The 18,707-nt window shown below is 43.0% G+C and carries 15 protein-coding genes, 1 tRNA gene and 1 pseudogene; 8 read left to right on the plus strand and 9 right to left on the minus strand.

What is annotated here, in order from left to right; genetic code table 11:
- From V7K55_RS19975 to V7K55_RS19985, 3 genes and pseudogenes are all read right to left on the minus strand, one after another.
- Window positions 1-216, minus strand: a pseudogene (locus V7K55_RS19975) (hypothetical protein); the annotation flags it as partial.
- Window positions 217-295: 79 nt separating this feature from the next.
- Window positions 296-1,627 (minus strand): efflux RND transporter periplasmic adaptor subunit, encoded by a 1,332-nt coding sequence (locus V7K55_RS19980; protein ID WP_334834348.1) that lies wholly within the window; start codon window positions 1,625-1,627, stop codon window positions 296-298.
- A 216-nt stretch (window positions 1,628-1,843) separates the two neighbouring features.
- Window positions 1,844-5,185 (minus strand): efflux RND transporter permease subunit, encoded by a 3,342-nt coding sequence (locus V7K55_RS19985; protein ID WP_334834349.1) that lies wholly within the window; start codon window positions 5,183-5,185, stop codon window positions 1,844-1,846.
- Between the two features lie 377 nt (window positions 5,186-5,562).
- On the opposite strand from V7K55_RS19985, the gene V7K55_RS19990 reads away from it, so the two are divergent.
- The gene (locus V7K55_RS19990) at window positions 5,563-6,759 is read left to right on the plus strand and encodes a murein hydrolase activator EnvC family protein (protein WP_334834350.1); all 1,197 of its coding nucleotides are present in this window, start codon (window positions 5,563-5,565) and stop codon (window positions 6,757-6,759) included.
- Window positions 6,760-6,803: 44 nt separating this feature from the next.
- Window positions 6,804-6,876 (plus strand) — tRNA-Arg (locus tag V7K55_RS19995).
- Window positions 6,877-7,567: 691 nt separating this feature from the next.
- Here the strand turns inward: V7K55_RS19995 and V7K55_RS20000 are convergent.
- Both V7K55_RS20000 and V7K55_RS20005 read right to left on the minus strand, forming a co-directional pair.
- Complete coding sequence (locus V7K55_RS20000) at window positions 7,568-7,978, minus strand: peptidoglycan-binding domain-containing protein (RefSeq protein WP_334834351.1); 411 nt, start codon at window positions 7,976-7,978, stop codon at window positions 7,568-7,570.
- Window positions 7,979-8,237: 259 nt separating this feature from the next.
- Window positions 8,238-9,755, minus strand: a complete 1,518-nt coding sequence (locus V7K55_RS20005; protein WP_334834352.1) for a DUF3131 domain-containing protein — start codon at window positions 9,753-9,755, stop codon at window positions 8,238-8,240.
- A 150-nt stretch (window positions 9,756-9,905) separates the two neighbouring features.
- Here V7K55_RS20005 and V7K55_RS20010 point away from each other — a divergent pair, with 150 nt between their 5' ends.
- A complete protein-coding gene (locus V7K55_RS20010) occupies window positions 9,906-10,481 on the plus strand; it encodes a TIGR04376 family protein (protein WP_334834353.1) in 576 nt (191 codons plus the stop codon).
- A 307-nt stretch (window positions 10,482-10,788) separates the two neighbouring features.
- On the opposite strand, the gene purQ is transcribed toward V7K55_RS20010, so the two are convergent.
- Complete coding sequence (gene purQ, locus V7K55_RS20015) at window positions 10,789-11,463, minus strand: phosphoribosylformylglycinamidine synthase subunit PurQ (RefSeq protein WP_334834354.1); 675 nt, start codon at window positions 11,461-11,463, stop codon at window positions 10,789-10,791.
- A 170-nt stretch (window positions 11,464-11,633) separates the two neighbouring features.
- A complete protein-coding gene (purS, locus tag V7K55_RS20020) occupies window positions 11,634-11,912 on the minus strand; it encodes a phosphoribosylformylglycinamidine synthase subunit PurS (protein ID WP_094332891.1) in 279 nt (92 codons plus the stop codon).
- A gap of 143 nt (window positions 11,913-12,055) precedes the next feature.
- On the opposite strand from purS, the gene V7K55_RS20025 reads away from it, so the two are divergent.
- Complete coding sequence (locus tag V7K55_RS20025) at window positions 12,056-12,460, plus strand: Fur family transcriptional regulator (RefSeq protein ID WP_334834355.1); 405 nt, start codon at window positions 12,056-12,058, stop codon at window positions 12,458-12,460.
- Window positions 12,461-12,602: 142 nt separating this feature from the next.
- On the opposite strand, the gene cobU is transcribed toward V7K55_RS20025, so the two are convergent.
- Window positions 12,603-13,178 carry a bifunctional adenosylcobinamide kinase/adenosylcobinamide-phosphate guanylyltransferase gene (cobU, locus tag V7K55_RS20030; protein ID WP_334834356.1) on the minus strand — a complete coding sequence of 192 codons (576 nt, stop codon included), beginning with the start codon at window positions 13,176-13,178 and terminating at the stop codon, window positions 12,603-12,605.
- A 609-nt stretch (window positions 13,179-13,787) separates the two neighbouring features.
- Between cobU and V7K55_RS20035 the strand changes: the two genes are divergently transcribed.
- From V7K55_RS20035 to hpsU, 4 genes are all read left to right on the plus strand, one after another.
- Complete coding sequence (locus V7K55_RS20035) at window positions 13,788-14,597, plus strand: hypothetical protein (RefSeq protein WP_334834357.1); 810 nt, start codon at window positions 13,788-13,790, stop codon at window positions 14,595-14,597.
- Window positions 14,598-14,731: 134 nt separating this feature from the next.
- Complete coding sequence (locus V7K55_RS20040; RefSeq protein WP_334834359.1) at window positions 14,732-15,664, plus strand: glycosyltransferase family 2 protein; 933 nt, start codon at window positions 14,732-14,734, stop codon at window positions 15,662-15,664.
- Window positions 15,665-15,684: 20 nt separating this feature from the next.
- On the plus strand, window positions 15,685-16,632 hold the full coding sequence (locus tag V7K55_RS20045) for a glycosyltransferase family 2 protein (RefSeq protein WP_334834361.1): 948 nt from the start codon (window positions 15,685-15,687) through the stop codon (window positions 16,630-16,632).
- A gap of 10 nt (window positions 16,633-16,642) precedes the next feature.
- Window positions 16,643-17,224 (plus strand): hormogonium polysaccharide biosynthesis acetyltransferase HpsU, encoded by a 582-nt coding sequence (gene hpsU / locus V7K55_RS20050; protein WP_334834363.1) that lies wholly within the window; start codon window positions 16,643-16,645, stop codon window positions 17,222-17,224.
- Window positions 17,225-17,382: 158 nt separating this feature from the next.
- Here hpsU and V7K55_RS20055 read toward each other — a convergent pair whose 3' ends face one another.
- On the minus strand, window positions 17,383-18,075 hold the full coding sequence (locus V7K55_RS20055) for a manganese catalase family protein (RefSeq protein WP_334834364.1): 693 nt from the start codon (window positions 18,073-18,075) through the stop codon (window positions 17,383-17,385).
- Window positions 18,076-18,707 lie beyond the last annotated feature (632 nt).

Consider the following 18,707-nt stretch of genomic DNA (forward strand, 5'->3'; position numbering starts at 1 on the left):
TGTTATTTCGGTATATCCATTTGTTATTTCGGTATATCCATTTGTTATTTCGGTATATCCATTTGTTATTTCGGTATATCCATTTGTTATTTCGGCATATCCATTTGTTATTTCGGTATATCCATTTGTTATTTCGGTATATCCATTTGTTATTTCGGTATATCCATTTGTTATTTCGGTATATCCATTTGTTATTTCGGCGTGTCCATAACACACCCTACGAAACTACTAGAAGAGTTCAAACCTATACTGGTCATACTTGATTGCTTGCAATCAGAGTCGGGAGTCGTTCACTCTACTTTGTTTCTGCAATTGGCTGCACATGCAAGCCCTCTGTCTCATCAACCGTAGGATTGGCAATCAGCGATTCATTTCCTGTCAGACCTGATGTAATTTCTAGTTCAGTACCATAATCTCGCCCAACGGCAACTTTTTGATAATGCACTGTTTGGTTTTTAGTTATAGTTGCTACCTGTGTACCTTTGGCATCAATGACTAAAACACTATCAGGCACAACAAAGGGAGGATTAGTGCGGTTAATGGCAAATTTTACACTGGCATACATCCCAGGTCGTAGCGCCCCGGACAAATTATCGATTTTTAGTTGTGTTAGCAAAGTACGAGTATTTGGATCTATGGCGTTGCTAGTACGGACTACTTTACCCGTAAATACTCGTTGTGGTAACTCTCTGACTGTAATTTGTGCTGTTTGTCCAGTGTTAAGTAAAGCTGATGAACTCTGTGGGACATTCACGTTCACATTTAGGGCATCGTAAGCAGCGATGGTATAAAGGCTGGTATTTCCAGTATTTGTACTGCCATTACCTGATGTAATCAGAACACCTGTATTTACATTACGGGCTGTGACTACTCCTGCGAAGGGAGCAGTGACTTTCTTATAAGACTGCAATATGGTATTACGCTGGAAGTTTGCTTGAATGGCGTAGGCGTTAGCTTGGGCTACCTTCACATTAGCAGAGTCAGAACTGATAGTATTTTGTGCTGCTTCAACGTTGGCCAAGTTCGCCTGATATGCGGCATACTTTGTATCTGCATCTTGTTGAGCTACGGCACCTTGCTTGACAAGAACTTGCCAGCGCTCCCAGCTTTGACGGGCGATTAATAAATTAGCGCGGGCTTGCTTCAAATCAGAAACACCTTTAGCTAAACTAGCACGACTTTGCAGCACATTTGCTTGTGCTTGGATTAACTCTGCCTTGGCTTGCAAAACTTGCTGATCTATGTCTGGTGAATCGATTTCTGCTAACAATTGACCAGCGCGGACGCGATCGCCAATATCAGCATACCATCGCCGTAAATACCCAGTACTGCGGGCATAGACGGTGGTTTGATTAAGGGCTACAACACTCCCAGGTAGTTCCAAATTGCTAATACCAGTAGCACGACGGGGAGTCATAACGTTAACTGAGGGGATAGTGCTAGCTTCCTTGACTGCTGCTTGTAATTCTGACCTTTGGGTTAACCGGGGCAAAATACCTATGGTTAAGAGAGTACCAAAAAAAACAACACCAATTACAGCCCAACCAATTCCACCGATGCCGCGTCTTTGTTTTCTATAAGTCGTTTCTTGTTCAGAATCAGGAGATGGAGGATCTTGAGAATCCATAGTTTAGCTGTCCCATATTATCTAATTTGCATTCATTCAGTACCTAGGGGATTTCCAAGAAATAAATTAATTATCCAAATAAACGAACCACGGAGGCGCAGAGAACACAGAGAGAGGAGAAATAGAGAGGATTTTTGCGTCAGTTTTGGGATATTTTTTTATTTGGAAGTCCCTAGAGTCATTACCATCATCGGTAATGACTATTTTGTGAGTTGCTTATGATTTGCCTTGGGATGATGACAAGGAGTAGGCGGTGTGTGGATCGGAGAAATTTAAATCGTCATCATCCTCAATCGGACGAGGTTGTTGACGGCGGAATATGCTATACACCACAGGTACAAAAATCAGAGTAGCAACTGTTGCAGCTGACAAACCACCAATTACAGCGCGACCCAAAGGTGCATTCTGCTCGCCACCTTCACCAAGACCGAGAGACATTGGTATCATACCGATGAGCATGGCTAAGGCAGTCATTAACACCGGACGCAACCGCGTATATCCCGCCGCTTGCGCTGCTTGATAGGCATTTTGTCCTTCCAGACGCTGTTCATTAGCAAAAGTGATCATCAGAATACTGTTTGATGTCGCCACACCTATACTCATAATTGCACCCATTAAGGAAGGAACGCTGAAGGTCGTGCGGGTGACAAATAGCATCCAGACAATACCAGCCAAGGCACTTGGCAGTGCCATCATGATAATTAGGGGATCGAGCCAAGATTGGAAATTTACCACCATTAAGCAGTAAACCAGAACGATCGCAAACACAAGTCCGAAACCGAGTCCTAGAAAGGAAGAGTTCATCGTTTGCACTTGCCCACGAATATTAATCTGACTACCGCGAGGCAATTTTTTCTGATAATCAGCGATAATTCGATTCACATCGCGGGCAACTCCCCCCAAGTCACGACCGGAGGAGTTAGCGTAGATATCGAAAACCGGCTGAATATTATAGTGATTAACAACTTGCATTACTCTGTCGCGTCTGACAGTAGCCAAATTACCCAAAAGTTGGGGTGCGGTTTGACCGTTGCCAACGGGCATATTCTTGAGGCTGTCAATAGAGTCAATTTTGTACTGGGGAACTTGGACAGCAAGGGTGTAACTCACGCCTTTTTTGGGATCGAGCCATTGGTTAATTGCGGCTTGACCGCTTGAACTTAAGGAAGTGAGGACGCTATTGGCAACATCACGCTGCGTCATTCCCAGTTGTTGAGCCTCGGTGCGATCTACATCCAGGTGTAACTCTGGAGCATCGACAACTTGCTGCATGTGTACATCTACAGCCCCAGGAACGCGCGTCATCCGGGCTTCGATTTGTTTGGCTATTTCAAAATTGCCCTTTGAGTTTTTTAGAGGCCCAGATATTTGCACGTCAACAGCAGCAGGTAAACCGAAATTCAGAATTTGAGTAACAATATCTGCCGGCTCAAAAAAGAAGGTGTAGCTGGGAAATGTCGCTTTTAATTTCTGGCGGAGTTGTTTTACATAAGAGAAAGTTGAACCAGATTCTTTTAGGGATACAAGAATATCAGCATCAGCCGGGCCAATTGTGGCTCCGTTGTAGCCATAAGTAAGGTTAATACCACTGTTGGGTAAGCCGATGTTATCCAGAATTATTGAGAGATTTTCTTTCGGTACTGTCTGGCGGATAACATTTTCGACTTGGCTAACAATTCTTTCTGTCTCTTCTAAACGAGTCCCAGGTAAGGCGCGAACGTGGAGACTAAACTGACCACCATCGACTTGAGGGAAAAAGTCTTGACCAACGAACGGTAGTAAAACTCCAGCACTGACTATAAAAGCACCAAACAGCACAAAAACTATCCGGCGGTAATTTAATGCTGAGGTCAAAACATCGTAGTACCAACTGCGAAATTTCTCAAATACTCGGTTAAACTTCTCGTGTTGCTGCCATATCCAATCTTTTTTATTTGTGGTTGTGGCTGTAGTTTGGTGGTTTTCATGACCATTACCATTATCGCTATGACCATTACGATCTGGAATTGGCGAATCTATATTGTTATTGTGGCGATCGCTATGACTATTACGATCCTCACTTTCTCTGTGCAAGTGAGCTTCATAAGGTAGCAGATAGCTGGCCATTGTCGGGACTACAGTCCGAGATAGCACATAAGAAGCAAGCATACCAAATACTACCGCCATCGCTAGTGGCACAAATAAGTACTTTGCCACTCCACTGAGAAACACCACCGGCACAAAGACAATACAAATACATAATGTGGCGACGAATGCTGGTGTGGCAATTTGCTGCGCCCCATCTAAGATTGCTCGCTTGATTGCTTTACCTTGTCCGAGATTTCGGTGGATATTTTCAATTTCTACTGTGGCATCATCGACAAGAATACCGACAGCTAAGGACAAACCACCCAAAGTCATAATGTTGAAAGTTTGTCCCAAACGACTCATTGCAATAATCGAAACCAGCATCGAGAGGGGAATCGATACGGCGACAATTACAGTACTGCGCCAACTTCCCAGGAAAATTAAAATCATCAGCGCGGTGAGAACTGCTGCAATCAATCCTTCTTTGAGAACTCCTTGAATGGAAGCTTTCACAAATAGAGATTGATCGAACAAAAACGCTAAATTCAGTTCTGGGGGTAAGGTGGATTGGATGCGAGGCAAAGCTTTTTTCACCCGATCGACGATCTCAATTGTCGAGGCACTGCCACTCTTAAGGATACTAAGTAAACTCGATCGTCTCCCATTCTGACGGACAATGTTCGTCTGCACACCAAAGCCATCTCTTACTTGCGCGACATCACGAATGTAAGTTACATTGCCGTTAACTTGCTTAATTGGCAAGTCGTTGAGCGCTTCCACCACGTCTGGACTATTATTGATTTGCACGGCGAACTCACGAGTGCCTATCTTCATCCCACCTGCCGGCAAGACCAAGTTTTGGGCACTAACAGCGTTAGTCACGTCTTGGGCAGAAATACCTTTAGCCAACATCGCTTGGGGATCGATATCAACCATTATTTGCCGAGCTTTACCACCATAAGGCAGAGGTACACTCGCTCCTTGCACTGTTGCTAACTGGGTGCGGACGAAGTTGGTAGCATAGTCGTTGAGGGCTTGTTCTGGCAAGCTTTTGCTACTAACACTCATCTGGATAATCGGCACGCTAGAAGCGTTGTATTGAATGATGAATGGCGGTGTAATACCGGGTGGCAAAGGGCGGAGAATCGTTTGACTGACAGAGGTAATTTGAGCGACTGCTGAGGCTATATTAACACTCGGTTGGAAAAAAACTTTGACGACGCTAACACCACTTAAGGATTGTGATTCAATGTGTTCGATGTCACTAACGGTTGTTGTCATGGCGCGTTCGCTAATGGTCACGATTCGCTCTGCCATTTCCTCAGATGTTGTGCCATTATAAGTCCAAACTATACTGACAACCGGAATATTGATTGCGGGAAAAATGTCAACCGCCGTGCCAAATATGGTTATTACACCCAAGATCACAATCATCAAGGCAGCGATCGCGAATGTATACGGAAGACGTAAAGCAATTTTTACGATCCACATGCAATTTCCTTTTAAATGGGTTTAGCGCTCTACTGTTGCGAAAAAATAATTTAGAATCTTTATTCTTAACGAGTAACTTTTCTCAAGATATTGTATATGACAATTCTCTGCCTCGCAAAAATCACAAGCTAAATTGAGCCTCTTGTTGTGGAGTTTTAGAGGTATGCATCATCAAGGTAAACCAATAAAGTGATATTTCAACCACAGCCAACCCAGGAAAAACCAAAGTTTATTCATCATAATCTGCTCAATGCTGACATCGCTGGAATCTTTGTGTTACAACTTGGCAGATCAATTTGATACATGGAGTAAGTGAATCAGATTTTGGGAATAATCCTCATAGTGTTTGAAAGCATCGTTTTAGTTAGGCTGACGCTATGAGAGCGCTATTTATCGGGAAAAAGCGGATTTTTGGCTGTTTATCTATTATATTTTGCTGGATTTTGTGGATATATTCGGCATTAATTCCAGCCTCCGCAACGTCTACTGGTTCTATTGATACTCTGCGACAACAGCAGCAACAAATGAACCAGCAGCATCAGAGTGTGATTAACGAGCGCGATCGCTTAACCAATCTCCAGCAAGAGGCTCAAAAACACCTCACTGGTTTAAAGCAAAATGTGCAAACCACAGATAGCTATATTCAAGAGAGCGAATCTCGATTACAACTCGCTACCCAACGCCTTCAGCAGTTGGAAACTGATTTAGCTGTAGCACAACGTTCCTACGAGGAGCGGCAAATAGCAACAGTAGCACGATTGCGTTATCTTCAGCGATCGCCAGCATCTGTGGGATGGGCAGTTTTGCTCCAAAGTCAAAATATCAGCGACTTTATCAGTCGTCGTCATCAGTTGAAGTTAGTGTATCAGGCAGACCAGAAAATTTTGGTAAAACTCAACGCCCAAGCAATCCTGCTCAATAAACAAAAAACGGATGTAGAACAGCAAAAAAACGAAATTGCTTTAATTCGTGAGCAAATGCTGGCACAAAAAGCCGATTATCAAACTCAGGCGCAGTCACAATCAGAAATGATTCAACGCCTCAATAGCGATCGCCTCGCCTTAGAAGCAGCGCAAAATCAGCTAGAAAGAGATTCCAAAAATCTGGAAGTCTTGATTCAACAAAAGGTAGCAGAAGCTGAAGAGGCGCAAACAAAAACTAACAGCCGGACAAGCATCATCATTCGGGGAACTGGTGTAATGGCATATCCTAGCGATGCTCCTACTAGCAGTCCCTTCGGCTGGCGGATACACCCAATCCTTGGCTATCGTCGTTTTCATGCTGGGTTGGATTTTGCCGCTAGCTATGGCAGTAAAATTCGAGCAGCCGATTCGGGCAGAGTAATTTTTGCTGGGTGGTATGGTGGTTATGGCAGAGCCGTAATTATCGACCACGGCAATGGCATGACTACATTATATGGACATACCAGCGAGTTGTATGTTACCGAAGGACAAGCAGTTGAACGCGGACAAGCGATCGGTGCTGTCGGTTCTACAGGTTTCTCAACCGGCCCCCACCTCCACTTTGAAGTCCGTCGGAATGGTACACCCGTAGACCCAGCTAATTATCTTTAAGGCTGCAAATTTCATCATAGACGTGCTATAATGCTGAAGATTAAGGGCGCGTAGCTCAGTGGATAGAGCAACAGATTCCGGTTCTGTGGGTCGGGGGTTCAAATCCCTCCGCGCTCGTTATGTTGTACATTAACTAATTATTTGTCTGCCTTGACAGATTAATGTCCGTATTGATTAATTAGTGTCCGCCTCAAAAGGGATATAGGACTAGTATTTGATTTTTGAACAAAATTAGATATTGTCGTGTGTGTTAGAACGCAGTTCGTAACGCACCATCATCAAGGGTTTGGTTCCATAATCTCCGTGCTATGTCTACTAGATAGTCGTAGGCAATATCCAGATAGAAAAGGTTGATTTAATATTTAAAGGCTAGAAAATAAATTCTAGCCTTTTGTGTTTAAGGAATTTAAGCACTGAGAATGCTGAGTTAATCAAGTGCTTTTCCTGTTATTTCCCGATCGGCATCAAAATCGCTGCTGTTTAGTAGTTTTACTTTAACTCTAGTAAACAAGTTATATCATGTCCGCTTGATTGCTTATTAGACCCGAAGAACCCTACCCCGCCAAAGCTATGCTTTGTCTCCCCAGGGGATTAACCCAGATTTCTCACCACATCTCTCAAAGCCTGCGCTTGTGCAGGGGAGCAGGGGAGCAGGGGAGCAGAGGTGAGATATTGTACAATTTCTTTCCCCTCCGCTCCTCCGCCCCTCTGCCACTTCTTCGCTTAAAGCTTGTGAGAAATGCGGGATTAAGAGGTGGGATTCTTTTCTTATGGGTAATTTAGCGGACATAATATTAAGTAAATCATCTTATTTGAGAGCAGCTAAAGTCCGGTGTCCAAGTATGCCGTCTGCTCTTAATCCTTTAGACTTCTGAAATTTCATCACTGCTGAACGTGTTCTGTTATCAAAGACACCATTCACATTTGCAGTATAGAATCCTTGTTGTTTTAAAGCATTCTGAGCAGTTTTAACTGCTTCTCCCCTGCTACCTACTGTGAGTACGCTACTATGGTTTGCCATACCTCTACTATGGTTTACCATACTATTAGACTTGTGCATAGCATTAGGCTTTTTCATCATCATATTGCCTTGCTGAGGATTTTGTGCCACTTGGGTCGCAGTAATCTGATTGTGGCTTTTATTATTGGTTAAAGAGTAAGCAGGTACAGCAGTAGCTAAAGTCAGAGCAGGTATCAAAGCAAGTAGTTTCCAATTCATCTTCTTGTTCCTCTAAAGTATGATAAATTTTGCAATTTTGATTTGAAGAGTCATGCTATGAGGGTTTGTACCTGATAGTGATTCTCTTCGATTAACTCTGGTGTGTGGATTAGCTGTGGAGCTAGCCTATTTTCTAACCCAGAGCTTTACTATCACACGGCATATTGACAGAGGCATTACAAAACTGTGACGAAACCATGATAATTTATACTTCTATATAACGCCAGTTTTTTCATGCCCTTAGAATCTTAGTTGTAACTTACGGTGTTCTAATAGCCTTCTGGGTTAACTTCTGACTTTTAACCCCTGCCCAAACGGTAAGTGGTTGTCCGACCTGTTTATACAGTAAGCTTTCTAAAATCACACCATTATTGTTAGCAGTGAGAGTTTTATTCGGCTGACGCAGGGATTCATAAAAGCCGTTATACCAACCATCTTTAGAGTTAAGGTTAGCTTGGACAAAATTAAATAACTGGCTAGTGTAAGTAGTGTTGTAAAGTACATGCCAACCGATCGCAGCTTTGGCACTGAGAAATCGCAAATCGTTGTGTTTTTGTTGGGTATCTGTGATAGTTGCCCAAGGTTCCCCGTTCACAAACAAGCTGCTGTAAACAAAGTATGGCGGACGATCTAAGTTGTCTTCGGTAACTGCGGTTAATTGTTGTGTGGCTTCATAACGCCCTTCTTGAGCAGCTAAAATCCGATCGGCATAAGCTTTTGGCAAAGCTTGAAATCCAGTTTCGATGCCATCTAAAATGTAGGGTTCGCTGAGAACATAGTTATTAGCTCCAGAGTTTTTAAAGTCGCGGCGATCGTAAGGAATTCCCTGTCCGTAAAGATCGACAAAGGCAGCATTGGTCTGATAATCCAATGCTTGTGTAACATTCAAGCCCCAAAGCTTTAAACCGTAGGCAGCATAATTCTCATAGCCTAAGCGACCTTCTTGGTTGTATTGTTCTTTGCCTTTAATAACGGCAGTGCCGTACATTTGCCCATTTTTGGTCAGACGCTTAACTTGCCAATGTTTCCAAACTGCTTCTGTTTCTAGTCGCATATCTGGATACTTGGCCCCGACAATCTTCAGCCAGATTGCCATCCGCCCTAAATCGATGGCTGACCAACCAATTTCTTCGCGTTTTTCTAGTTGACCATAATTAACGGGTACAAGGGTTTTGGCATTGTAGACCTTGTTGGGTAGTTCGCCTTTGTATAAGGGCATTGATGCCAGTGTTTTCAACATTTTGCTCATTTTGGCTTCAAATTCAGCCGCAGGCACGATATTGAGTTCTCTGGCACTGACCAAAGCTGCGATCGCTGCTGTCTGATCCCACATACTGACAGAGGCAAAGCCATCAACGGAATTGACCAACCCAGTTTCATCATTCCAGTTGCGCTGGAAATATGACCAAGCAATACGTGCAGTTTTCGTTTCCTCTGGGGTCAGTTTTCCCACTCCCGGAGCAATGTATGGAATTATCGCTACTGTGAGTTGGTTCTTAGGAATGGATTGACCTGGTAAAACTACAGATTTAGCATCAAGGCTGGCAACTATTTCAGATGCTTTCGCACCAGAGACAGCGCTTTCGGGTTTCTTTGGTTGTACCAACTGGCGTGAAGCGGTTTCGGATGTTGAGATTTCAGGTTTTTCTATGGAAGCCTTAGAAAGTTGCTTAGACCAAACATTCAAAATTGCGATCGCTATTACAGCCGTAACTACTCCTCCTATAGTAGCTAGCATGGACAAACTCTTGGGTGGCGGTTGAAAATCAGAACTCATAACTGATTAAAGCCTTATTTTATAAGTCAGCGTTGTTTGCGTAGTTTCACCAAATACATTCTTCCCAACTTTGAAATCTAACTAACACCCAGAAGTTCACCTGACTACTACAATAAAATAGTCACGCACCCGATCTCTGGAGTTCTAGCAGTGGGCTTATTTGATGATTTGAGTCGGTTTTTAGAAAACCGTTTAGAAGAATTCTTGCGTAACAATCCGCATTTGGAGTTAGAGGCGCTGCTAGAACAGCTGCGTGAGCAAGAGGAAGATACATTAAAGCTGATCGCAGATTTACAATTACAAGAGAAGCGATCGCAAGATGAAATTCTATCCACCGCTCAAGAAATTCAGCGTTGGCATATCCGCGTTCAAAAGGCCAAAAACGCTGGTAGAGAAGATTTAGCGACTGCGGCGAGTGAGCGAGAAGCAGCCCTGTTGCGCGAAGGAAATCAGCGCTGGGGACACATGCAAGGGCTGAAAGAACGCATTAACCAATCTCAGGAACTACTGCGAAAAATTCAGCAACGCCGACAGGAGGTGCAAGCCAAAGCCGCTGAAGCACAGACAGCCCGCGAACAAGCGCAAACTCCGCAGCGTTTTGAAACCAGTGGTTGGTCAAATAAAACTAGCAATTATTCTAGTGGTTCTGATGACTTAGAAGAGAAGTTCCGTAGCTGGGAAACTCAAGATGAGTTAGAACAAATGAAGCGGAATCTAGGGAAATAATCGTCTAAGCATATTTACTTAAGCATGGGCTGCTTTTGGTTCTTTAGTTGTCGTTGCCAATATAAAAGTACGCGAAGAATAAACTTTAATTAGTTTATTCACTGAGTTGTTTACCAAGCAAGTACGTTGAAAAGGAGGCAGGGGGCAGTATTCCTACTGCCTCTCTCTCGTTAATTTGTAAAATTAATGACTATGATGGGCTGTTTGGTGATGTAAATTTATTGTTCGATAGCTATCTGTAGAAGCATCTTCATCTATCTTTCAGAAAGCGATCGCTAAATCCCAACCTAGTCGCCCAATATTTGCTCTAGGCTAATGCCGTTACCTTCTCTAGCAAGCCCTGAAACAACCTCAAGCCATCACTATTCCCTAGCATCGGGTCAGATGCCCTTTCTGGGTGCGGCATCATCCCCAACACATTGCCCTGACGATTGCAAATCCCGGCAATGTTGTTCAATGAACCGTTGGGATTCTCCCCTGCATAACGAAACACGACTTGCCCGTTATCTTCAATTTCAGCGAGAGTGGCTTCATCAGCGTAGAATCGACCCTCTCCGTGGGCAATGGGTAAAGTGATAACTTCATTAGTGGTATAAGCTTGCGTCCACGAGAGATTGGTACGCTCAACTTTCAAGGGGACGCGATCGCAAATAAAATGCAAATCCCGATTTCTGGTTAATACCCCTGGCAAAAGTCCAGCTTCAGTTAATACCTGAAAACCGTTGCAAATACCAATGACAAACTTACCCTTTTGAGCATGTTCCACAACCTGCTGCATCACGGGTGAAAAACGTGCGATCGCACCGCAGCGCAGATAATCCCCGTAACTAAAGCCACCAGGGACGATGAGGACATCTAAATCAGCAATGTCTGTTTCTTGATGCCAAACCATGCGAGTTGGTTGTAAGAGCAAATCTCTGGTTACATAAGCAACATCGCGATCGCAATTAGAACCTGGAAAAACAACAACACCAAATTTCATGATTAGGGAATGGGGAATTAGGAGAGCAGGGGAGCAGGGGAGCAGGGGAGCAGGGGAGTAGGGGAGTAGGGGAGTAGGGGAGCAGGGGAGCATAAGAGAGAGAGTTGTAGTAAGTTTTCCCTTTTCCCCGAGTCCCCAGTCACTAGTCGCCAATCCCCAGTCCCCAGTCCCTAAAAAACTCCCGTTTGGGTTTCGACCTCAATCAACTCAAAGCGGTAATTTTCAATTACGGTATTTGCTAGCATTTGGTCACAAATGCGATCGAGGTCTTGACGCGCTTTCTTTTCCTCAGTCGAGGTGATGGTGAGTTCAATGTACTTGCCAATCCGCACCTGTTCAACGTTATCGTATCCCAGTTGCTGAAGACCGGATTGTACAGCCACACCAGCAGGGTCTAAGACTGAAGGACGAAGCGTAACAAAAATTTTGGCTAGATACTTGGTTTGCACGGCTTTTGCTGAATGCTGCGATCGCTATACTATAACTTTCTGTTCCAACTGAGTGAAAATAAGATTACGAAGCGGTTAAAGTTAATTGATCGATTAGCCTATTTAACAGCTTCAACTACAGTGGCATATTTAAATAATTGTCTATGAGAGCTATACGCACCCGCAGTCAAGAGCGTATTTTCAACCTGCTGAAAACCATCAAGACAGGCATTTCCGCCCAGGATATTTACGTAGAACTACGTAACACCAATCAGGGTATGGGTTTAGCGACAGTTTACCGCTCTTTAGAAGCCTTAAAACTCGAAGGCATAGTACAAGTGCGGAATTTGGCTAATGGTGAAGCCCTCTACAGCCTAGCCCAGCAAGATAAACATCACCTGACTTGCTTGCAATGCGGTGTCTCAATTCCGATTCATCAATGCCCCGTCCATGACTTAGAAGACCAGTTAGAATCCAGCCATAAGTTTAAAGTTTTTTACCACACCCTGGAGTTTTTTGGGTTGTGCAGCCAATGCCAGGTAAATCAAACTAATGCGATTGGTCAATAGTCATACCAATTCTATGAGAAGAATAAAGCGTGTTTTACTTCAGAAGTATGACTCCTAACTTCTGCTGTAATAAATGCTTTATTCAAACAAAACTCAACCAACTAATTACTTAGAAGTAAGATAGGCTAAAAGTATTCAGCAGTTAAGAATCTTGACTCCTAAATATTCCAGCATCTTCTCTATTTGGCAATAGCGAACCAAGGACACTGAGATTGAGAACATGACCACCAGTAACTAAATAAACAGTTTCGCTAAGTGTAGCTAACTGGCGCACTAATGAACCCAAGCGATCGCGGAACATCCTCCCCAAAGGATAAGCTGGTACTACACCCCAACCTACCTCTTCTGCCACAAACACGATATCAGCAGCAACCAAATCCACTGTCTCTAAGAACTCCGCAACGATATTTTTCCAGCTAGATTCGTCCTCCTCTAAAAGATTAGCAACCCAAGTTCCTAAAGAATCAACTAAAAGGCAGGTATAGGGTTTGGCATCGGCGAGGGAAGCAGACAGTTCTACAGGTACAGATAGAGTTACCCAATCTTGGGGACGACGTTGTTGGTGTTCTAAGATACGTTGATGCCATTCTTGGTCATCTGTGTTATCGGTGGCTGTTGCTACGTAAACAACTGCTTTCCCTGACTGCATAGCCAGAGTTTCCGCCCATTCACTTTTACCAGATCGTGCTGGCCCTGTTACTAGGATGATTTTACCCAAAGTTATTTTCTGAATATTTTAACAATATATAGACTTATACAAAACTTCATCCTGTAGGGGCAATAGCCTACGGGAAGCTACTTTGCGTCTAAATAAATTGCCCCTACCTAAAAATCAGGGTTTCGGTTATTCTTTGCGTAAGTGCTAAATAAGTATAGGAATCCGATTTGATTTTTGAACAAATCTAAGTATATGTAGCGTGTGTTAGGCGTAAGCCGTAACGCACCTGATTCCAAGGTTTCTGGTGCCGTACTCTCCGTGCTAACACACCCTACGGATCTTTTCAAAAATCAAATATGAGTCCTATAGCTAGTTGCAATTCATCACCACAGTTTTTACTTCCTCGCTGAGATTTTTGGTTTCAAATAACTTTTAAGAGATAAAATTAGCACCAGCACCATTCAAAATTTATAGTTCATAATTCTGTTTCAGTCAGGATTTAAATCCCATCGCAAACGGGACTTCCGTCATTATGCACCGGGTAAAAACCCTTTCTAATTACGAATTACGAATTAGATTCATGTCACAACTGGCAAAAGCCGAAAATCCCAACAACCCCATTCTTAATTATTCAACACCATCGGGGACAGCAAAATTTAGGATGTCTTTATGAACGCAGGCTTAAAACGCATAGAAGCAACTTTACACGATTTAGGGAATCGCGGCACTGCCTCTGCCGCCGAAGCAGGTGATTCGACGACAAAACGACCTTTTTCCTTTAGAATCAGTGTCGGAGCCAACGAAACCACAGAAAGTACACAAAATCAATCATTTCAGGAAGAACAAACAGTCGATCTGGGCATAGATCCTGAGAGTGATTATCCTTCTGAACAAAATTTCTTTCCTCACCATGACTCTGTGCAGACCTTTCAAGCAGAAGAGAACGGTGGAAAAACACCCAGCCTACCCAAGTTGAAAACTCCAAGCTTTAGTAACCATCGCCACGGAGCAAATCCAGCATTGGCGATGAATCTATTGCAAGAAATTCAGGAAACTGTCGCCGGTTGGCAAATAGAATTGCAAGATATTTTGAAGCAAATTCAGGATATTTACTTAGAAGGCCCAATTGTCAATGGCTGGTTAGAATCCAATCCCAGCGAACCAGAACCGGGAGGAACTGCAACACTGCGCCATGCAGAAGTTGACCGCCTGATGAACTACGTAGAAGAAATTTGCGCTACTGGTGGGAAAGTATCTTATAAATCATCAATTACTGGCTACCGCCTTTGTGGTGTAGACGATGCAGGTAAAGTCTGGTCACGCCCATGTCCGGCGGATCAGGTTCCGAATGTTAGTATGGCGATCGCCCGTTACCAAAAGTTACGTCAGCTGCTGGGACGCAAGCAATCTTTGGAAACCCGTCTGAGTCAACTGGCCCAAACACTTGTAGTTTTACACAGTCATATTCAACAAACGTGAAGTTTTAAAGATTATTTCCGAAGAAACTCGGTTGGTGGGTCGGTAATTTTTGGTTTAGATTAACTCTCAGCAGGTATGCGTTGGATTTAAGATTTTTATCTAAAATCCCAAATCTCAAATCCAAAATAAAATCTATGCCAGACACCCAAATCTCTGCCATTATCTGTACCCACAATCGAGATACCTATTTAGGGGCTGCAATTGATAGTCTTTTAGCACAGGATTTTGCTACTGACTTTGAAATTGTGATAGTTGATAATGGGTCTAGCGATCGCACCCGTGAGGTTGTAGAACAAAGGGCCCACAATCCGCGCCTGAAGTATGTATTTGAACCCACCATTGGTTTATCTGTCGCCCGTAACACAGGCGCAAAAGTAGCTAGTGGTGACATTCTTGCTTATTTGGATGACGATGCTGTTGCGAGCAACGGCTGGCTACAAGTTTTATATTTTGCCTATTACAATAATTCTAAACTAGCGATCGCAGGTGGCAAAGTCACTCTCTTATGGCCCCCAGGAATCGAACAACCACGGTGGCTATCTCCAGGGCTAGCTGCAAATTTGGGTGCATACGACTTGGGTGAGGGTAACATCTACATCGAGCAACCTGGCTTAACACCCAGAGGTTTAAATTACTCCATCCGCCGCAGTTTCCTAGAAGAAATTGGCGGTTTTGATCCTCATCTCGGTCGAGTGGGGAAAAATCTGTTATCAAATGAAGAACTGCAAATGACCGAGTTTGCCCTACAGCGTGGTTGGCAAGTCGCTTATCTTCCTGAAGCGCTAGTTGCTCACAATGTTGCCCCAGAACGTCTACAACGCACCTGGTTTTTAAACCGAGGCTGGTGGCAAGGTATTAGTGAATGCTATCGAGAACAACTCGCTGGCAAAGCTGGAATCGCTCAATTGCAGCGAGGTAGCGAACGGTTTGTGCGTGGCTTGTATAAAGCATTGCAATATTTCTCTGATCCAGCAGAACGGTTTGACAAACTTGTATATGCTTACGGTCAGATTGGTTACTTAAATGCTGCTATTCAAGGTCTTTTATTCACATCAAATAAGAAATAATCACTAAGATTTATCCTGTTATGTCATCTAAAATACCAGTTTCAGTACTAATTCCAGCAAAAAACGAACAAGCAAACTTGCCTGCCTGCCTCGCTAGCGTCAGCAGAGCAGATGAAATATTTGTAGTAGACTCTCAAAGTACCGACAGCAGCATTGAAATTGCGAAAAGTCACGGTGTAAATGTCGTGCAATTCAACTTCAATGGACGCTGGCCTAAAAAGAAAAATTGGTCTTTAGAGAATCTCCCTTTCCGTAACGAATGGGTGCTAATTGTCGATTGCGATGAGCGCATTCCCCCCGAACTTTGGGAAGAAATTGACCAAGCAATTCAAAATGATGAATATACAGGTTATTACCTCAACCGCCGCGTATTTTTCTTAGGAAAATGGATTCGTTATGGTGGGAAATATCCCGATTGGAATCTTCGTTTATTTCAGCATAAAAAAGGTCGCTACGAAAACCTACATACAGAAGATATTCCCAACACTGGCGACAACGAAGTTCACGAACATGTGATTTTGCAGGGCAAAGTTGGGTATCTCAAAAATGATATGCTCCACGAGGACTTCCGCGACCTTTATCACTGGTTAGAACGTCATAACCGTTATTCCAACTGGGAAGCCAGCGTTTATTTTAATACTCTCACAGGTAAAGATGATAGCGGCACTATCGGCGCGAATCTATTTGGTGATGCAGTCCAACGCAAGCGCTTTTTGAAAAAAGTGTGGGTACACCTGCCATTTAAACCCTTTTTACGGTTTATTTTATTTTATATAATTCAACGCGGTTTTTTGGATGGCAAAGCCGGATATATCTATGCACGTTTGCTAAGTCAATATGAATATCAAATTGGCGTTAAACTTTACGAATTACGTAACTGTGGTGGTCACTTAAATACTGCAAAGCAAGAAGTAGCAGAGCAGGAAAGCAGAGGAGCAGAGGTAAAGCTATTAACCATTGATTCCTGATAAATAACAAATGACCAATGACCAACCTTTCGTAGATTTACGCAAATATGACCAATCTTGGTTTGATCGGGGACGGCCAAGTTGGTATGTTTTGTTATGGTGGCTTGTACAAGCGATCGCATTTCCCCTCACTCCTCAACCGTTAAATATCCTGCGTTGTGCTTTGCTACGACTATTTGGCGCTAGTATCGGCAAAGGCGTATTAATTCGACCCACCGCCCGCTTCACCTATCCTTGGAAAGTTACCATTGGCAACTACAGTTGGATTGGAGATAACGTAGTGTTATACAGCCTCGATCGGATTCACATCGGTGAACACTGCGTAGTTTCCCAAAAAAGTTATTTGTGTACTGGTAGTCACGATATCCAAGATCCTGCTTTTGGGTTAAAAACAGCGAGTATCACTATTAACAATGGTGCATGGGTAGCAGCAGATTGTTTCGTTGGGCCAGGAGTCCAAATTGGGGCTAATGCTGTGATTGGCGCTCGTAGTACTGTTTTGACTAATATGCCTTCTGGACAAGTCTGTTGGGGAAGCCCTTGTCATCCCAAGACAAATCGGATAAAACTCGATCTCCCCACAACCCCCTGATTTTATAAACAAACACAGTAAGGTAGCACAGTTAACTGTGCTACCTTACCTTTTCTACTTTTCTAGATGGTATCGAACCCCCAAAACTTATCCCGCAATTCCTCTGTTTGCAACAACGAAGTTTGGTAAATAGAGGAATTGCAGAAGTCTAAATAGAATTAAGAGTGACTTTCTAAAGGATTAGCAATGTATTTGAATTCTGGCTCAGAATTCCAAGGGCCACGCTCATCTTTACCATCACTATTTGTAGATAGGTTGTAGTAGAGAGCAACTGTTTCATCTGGCTTAACATTACCAAAAAATGGATCTGTCAATTTACCCAGTGAATCTAGAGCTTTCATAAACATCTGGGTATGAGAAATTTCTCGTGTTAACAGATGGACTAAAGTCTCTTGAGTTCCTTTGTCAGTTGCTAATTTGATCAATGATTCGTAAGTCTGACGAGCGCCGGCTTCTGCTGCAACGTTAGCTCTAAGATCGCGCACGACATCTCCACCCTCGTTCAAGTAGCTTGCAGTCCAAGCAACACCTTGGCTATCTAGAAAATGAGGCCCAATTCCTCGAACTGCAAACAGAGTACTCTTATAAGCCTCGGTTTGATCCACATTTTTAGTATGAGCTTCAATGAGTTTACCAACCATTTCTAAATGGCTGAATTCCTCGATTGCAATGTCTTGGAGCATGTCTTTAATTCCAGCATTTTCTACATGGAAAGATTGCACCCAATATTGCAGGGCTGCACTAAGTTCTCCAGTAGCTCCGCCAAACTGCTCTAGAAGTAACTGAGCAAAACGAGGGTTTGCTTCACTAACGTTAACTGCATGAATAGGCTCTTTTTTGTGAAAAAACATAGATTTACACTTCCAAAAATTATGATGTTAGAAAAGTGGATTATTTGGTCTTTTAGTATTTTTCAGGGAGAGCTAATTTGATGTTTGATAGCTTCTCAAGCTGGTATACTAGAAGACCAATGAAATAGAGTAGTCATTTCAGTGTCGGTAACTGCCAATAACTGCCTCAACAATCTCACTTGTGTCTAAGTTATCAACTCTGATTCACAATTCTTTCTACCAGATGGGGTAAATGATAAATCCAAAAGTTAGACAAAAAAGTTTACATCAAGATTTGAATGGAAATTTGCATTTAGTGATTTAGTCTTCATAGCATAAAAATGCCCAATGATTTTTTGGCGAAAAAATAAATCGTAAATTATTTAATCTCTAATCTATTAGGTTTTGCTAAAGTTTTGAATCTAACACATTCTCCGATTTTTGATAGAGGTTTTTAATCTTAATTCAGCTATATCTATCTGAAGGTGTGATTATACTACAGCGTATTGCGGGTAAATGAAGTACACGGGTAGGGGCACAACATGTTGTGCCCCTACGATGATCTGTAGCTCACCAACTTCTTTAAGAAGTCGGCGAGCTAAAGACTGTAAAATTTCACTAATGATTAAGTAAGGTTATAGCTCAACACAGTT

This window comes from Nostoc sp. (assembly GCF_036919895.1).
Classification (GTDB): Bacteria; Cyanobacteriota; Cyanobacteriia; order Cyanobacteriales; family Nostocaceae; genus Nostoc.

Coding starts and splice junctions, on each gene's coding strand:
- V7K55_RS19980 (WP_334834348.1), bottom strand. CDS start 1,627: ATGGATTCTCAAGATCCTCCATCTCCTGATTCTGAACAAGAAACGACT.
- V7K55_RS19985 (WP_334834349.1), bottom strand. CDS start 5,185: ATGTGGATCGTAAAAATTGCTTTACGTCTTCCGTATACATTCGCGATC.
- V7K55_RS19990 (WP_334834350.1), top strand. CDS start 5,563: ATGAGAGCGCTATTTATCGGGAAAAAGCGGATTTTTGGCTGTTTATCT.
- V7K55_RS20000 (WP_334834351.1), bottom strand. CDS start 7,978: ATGAATTGGAAACTACTTGCTTTGATACCTGCTCTGACTTTAGCTACT.
- V7K55_RS20005 (WP_334834352.1), bottom strand. CDS start 9,755: ATGAGTTCTGATTTTCAACCGCCACCCAAGAGTTTGTCCATGCTAGCT.
- purQ (WP_334834354.1), bottom strand. CDS start 11,463: ATGAAATTTGGTGTTGTTGTTTTTCCAGGTTCTAATTGCGATCGCGAT.
- V7K55_RS20025 (WP_334834355.1), top strand. CDS start 12,056: ATGAGAGCTATACGCACCCGCAGTCAAGAGCGTATTTTCAACCTGCTG.
- V7K55_RS20035 (WP_334834357.1), top strand. CDS start 13,788: ATGAACGCAGGCTTAAAACGCATAGAAGCAACTTTACACGATTTAGGG.
- V7K55_RS20040 (WP_334834359.1), top strand. CDS start 14,732: ATGCCAGACACCCAAATCTCTGCCATTATCTGTACCCACAATCGAGAT.
- V7K55_RS20045 (WP_334834361.1), top strand. CDS start 15,685: ATGTCATCTAAAATACCAGTTTCAGTACTAATTCCAGCAAAAAACGAA.
- hpsU (WP_334834363.1), top strand. CDS start 16,643: ATGACCAATGACCAACCTTTCGTAGATTTACGCAAATATGACCAATCT.
- V7K55_RS20055 (WP_334834364.1), bottom strand. CDS start 18,075: ATGTTTTTTCACAAAAAAGAGCCTATTCATGCAGTTAACGTTAGTGAA.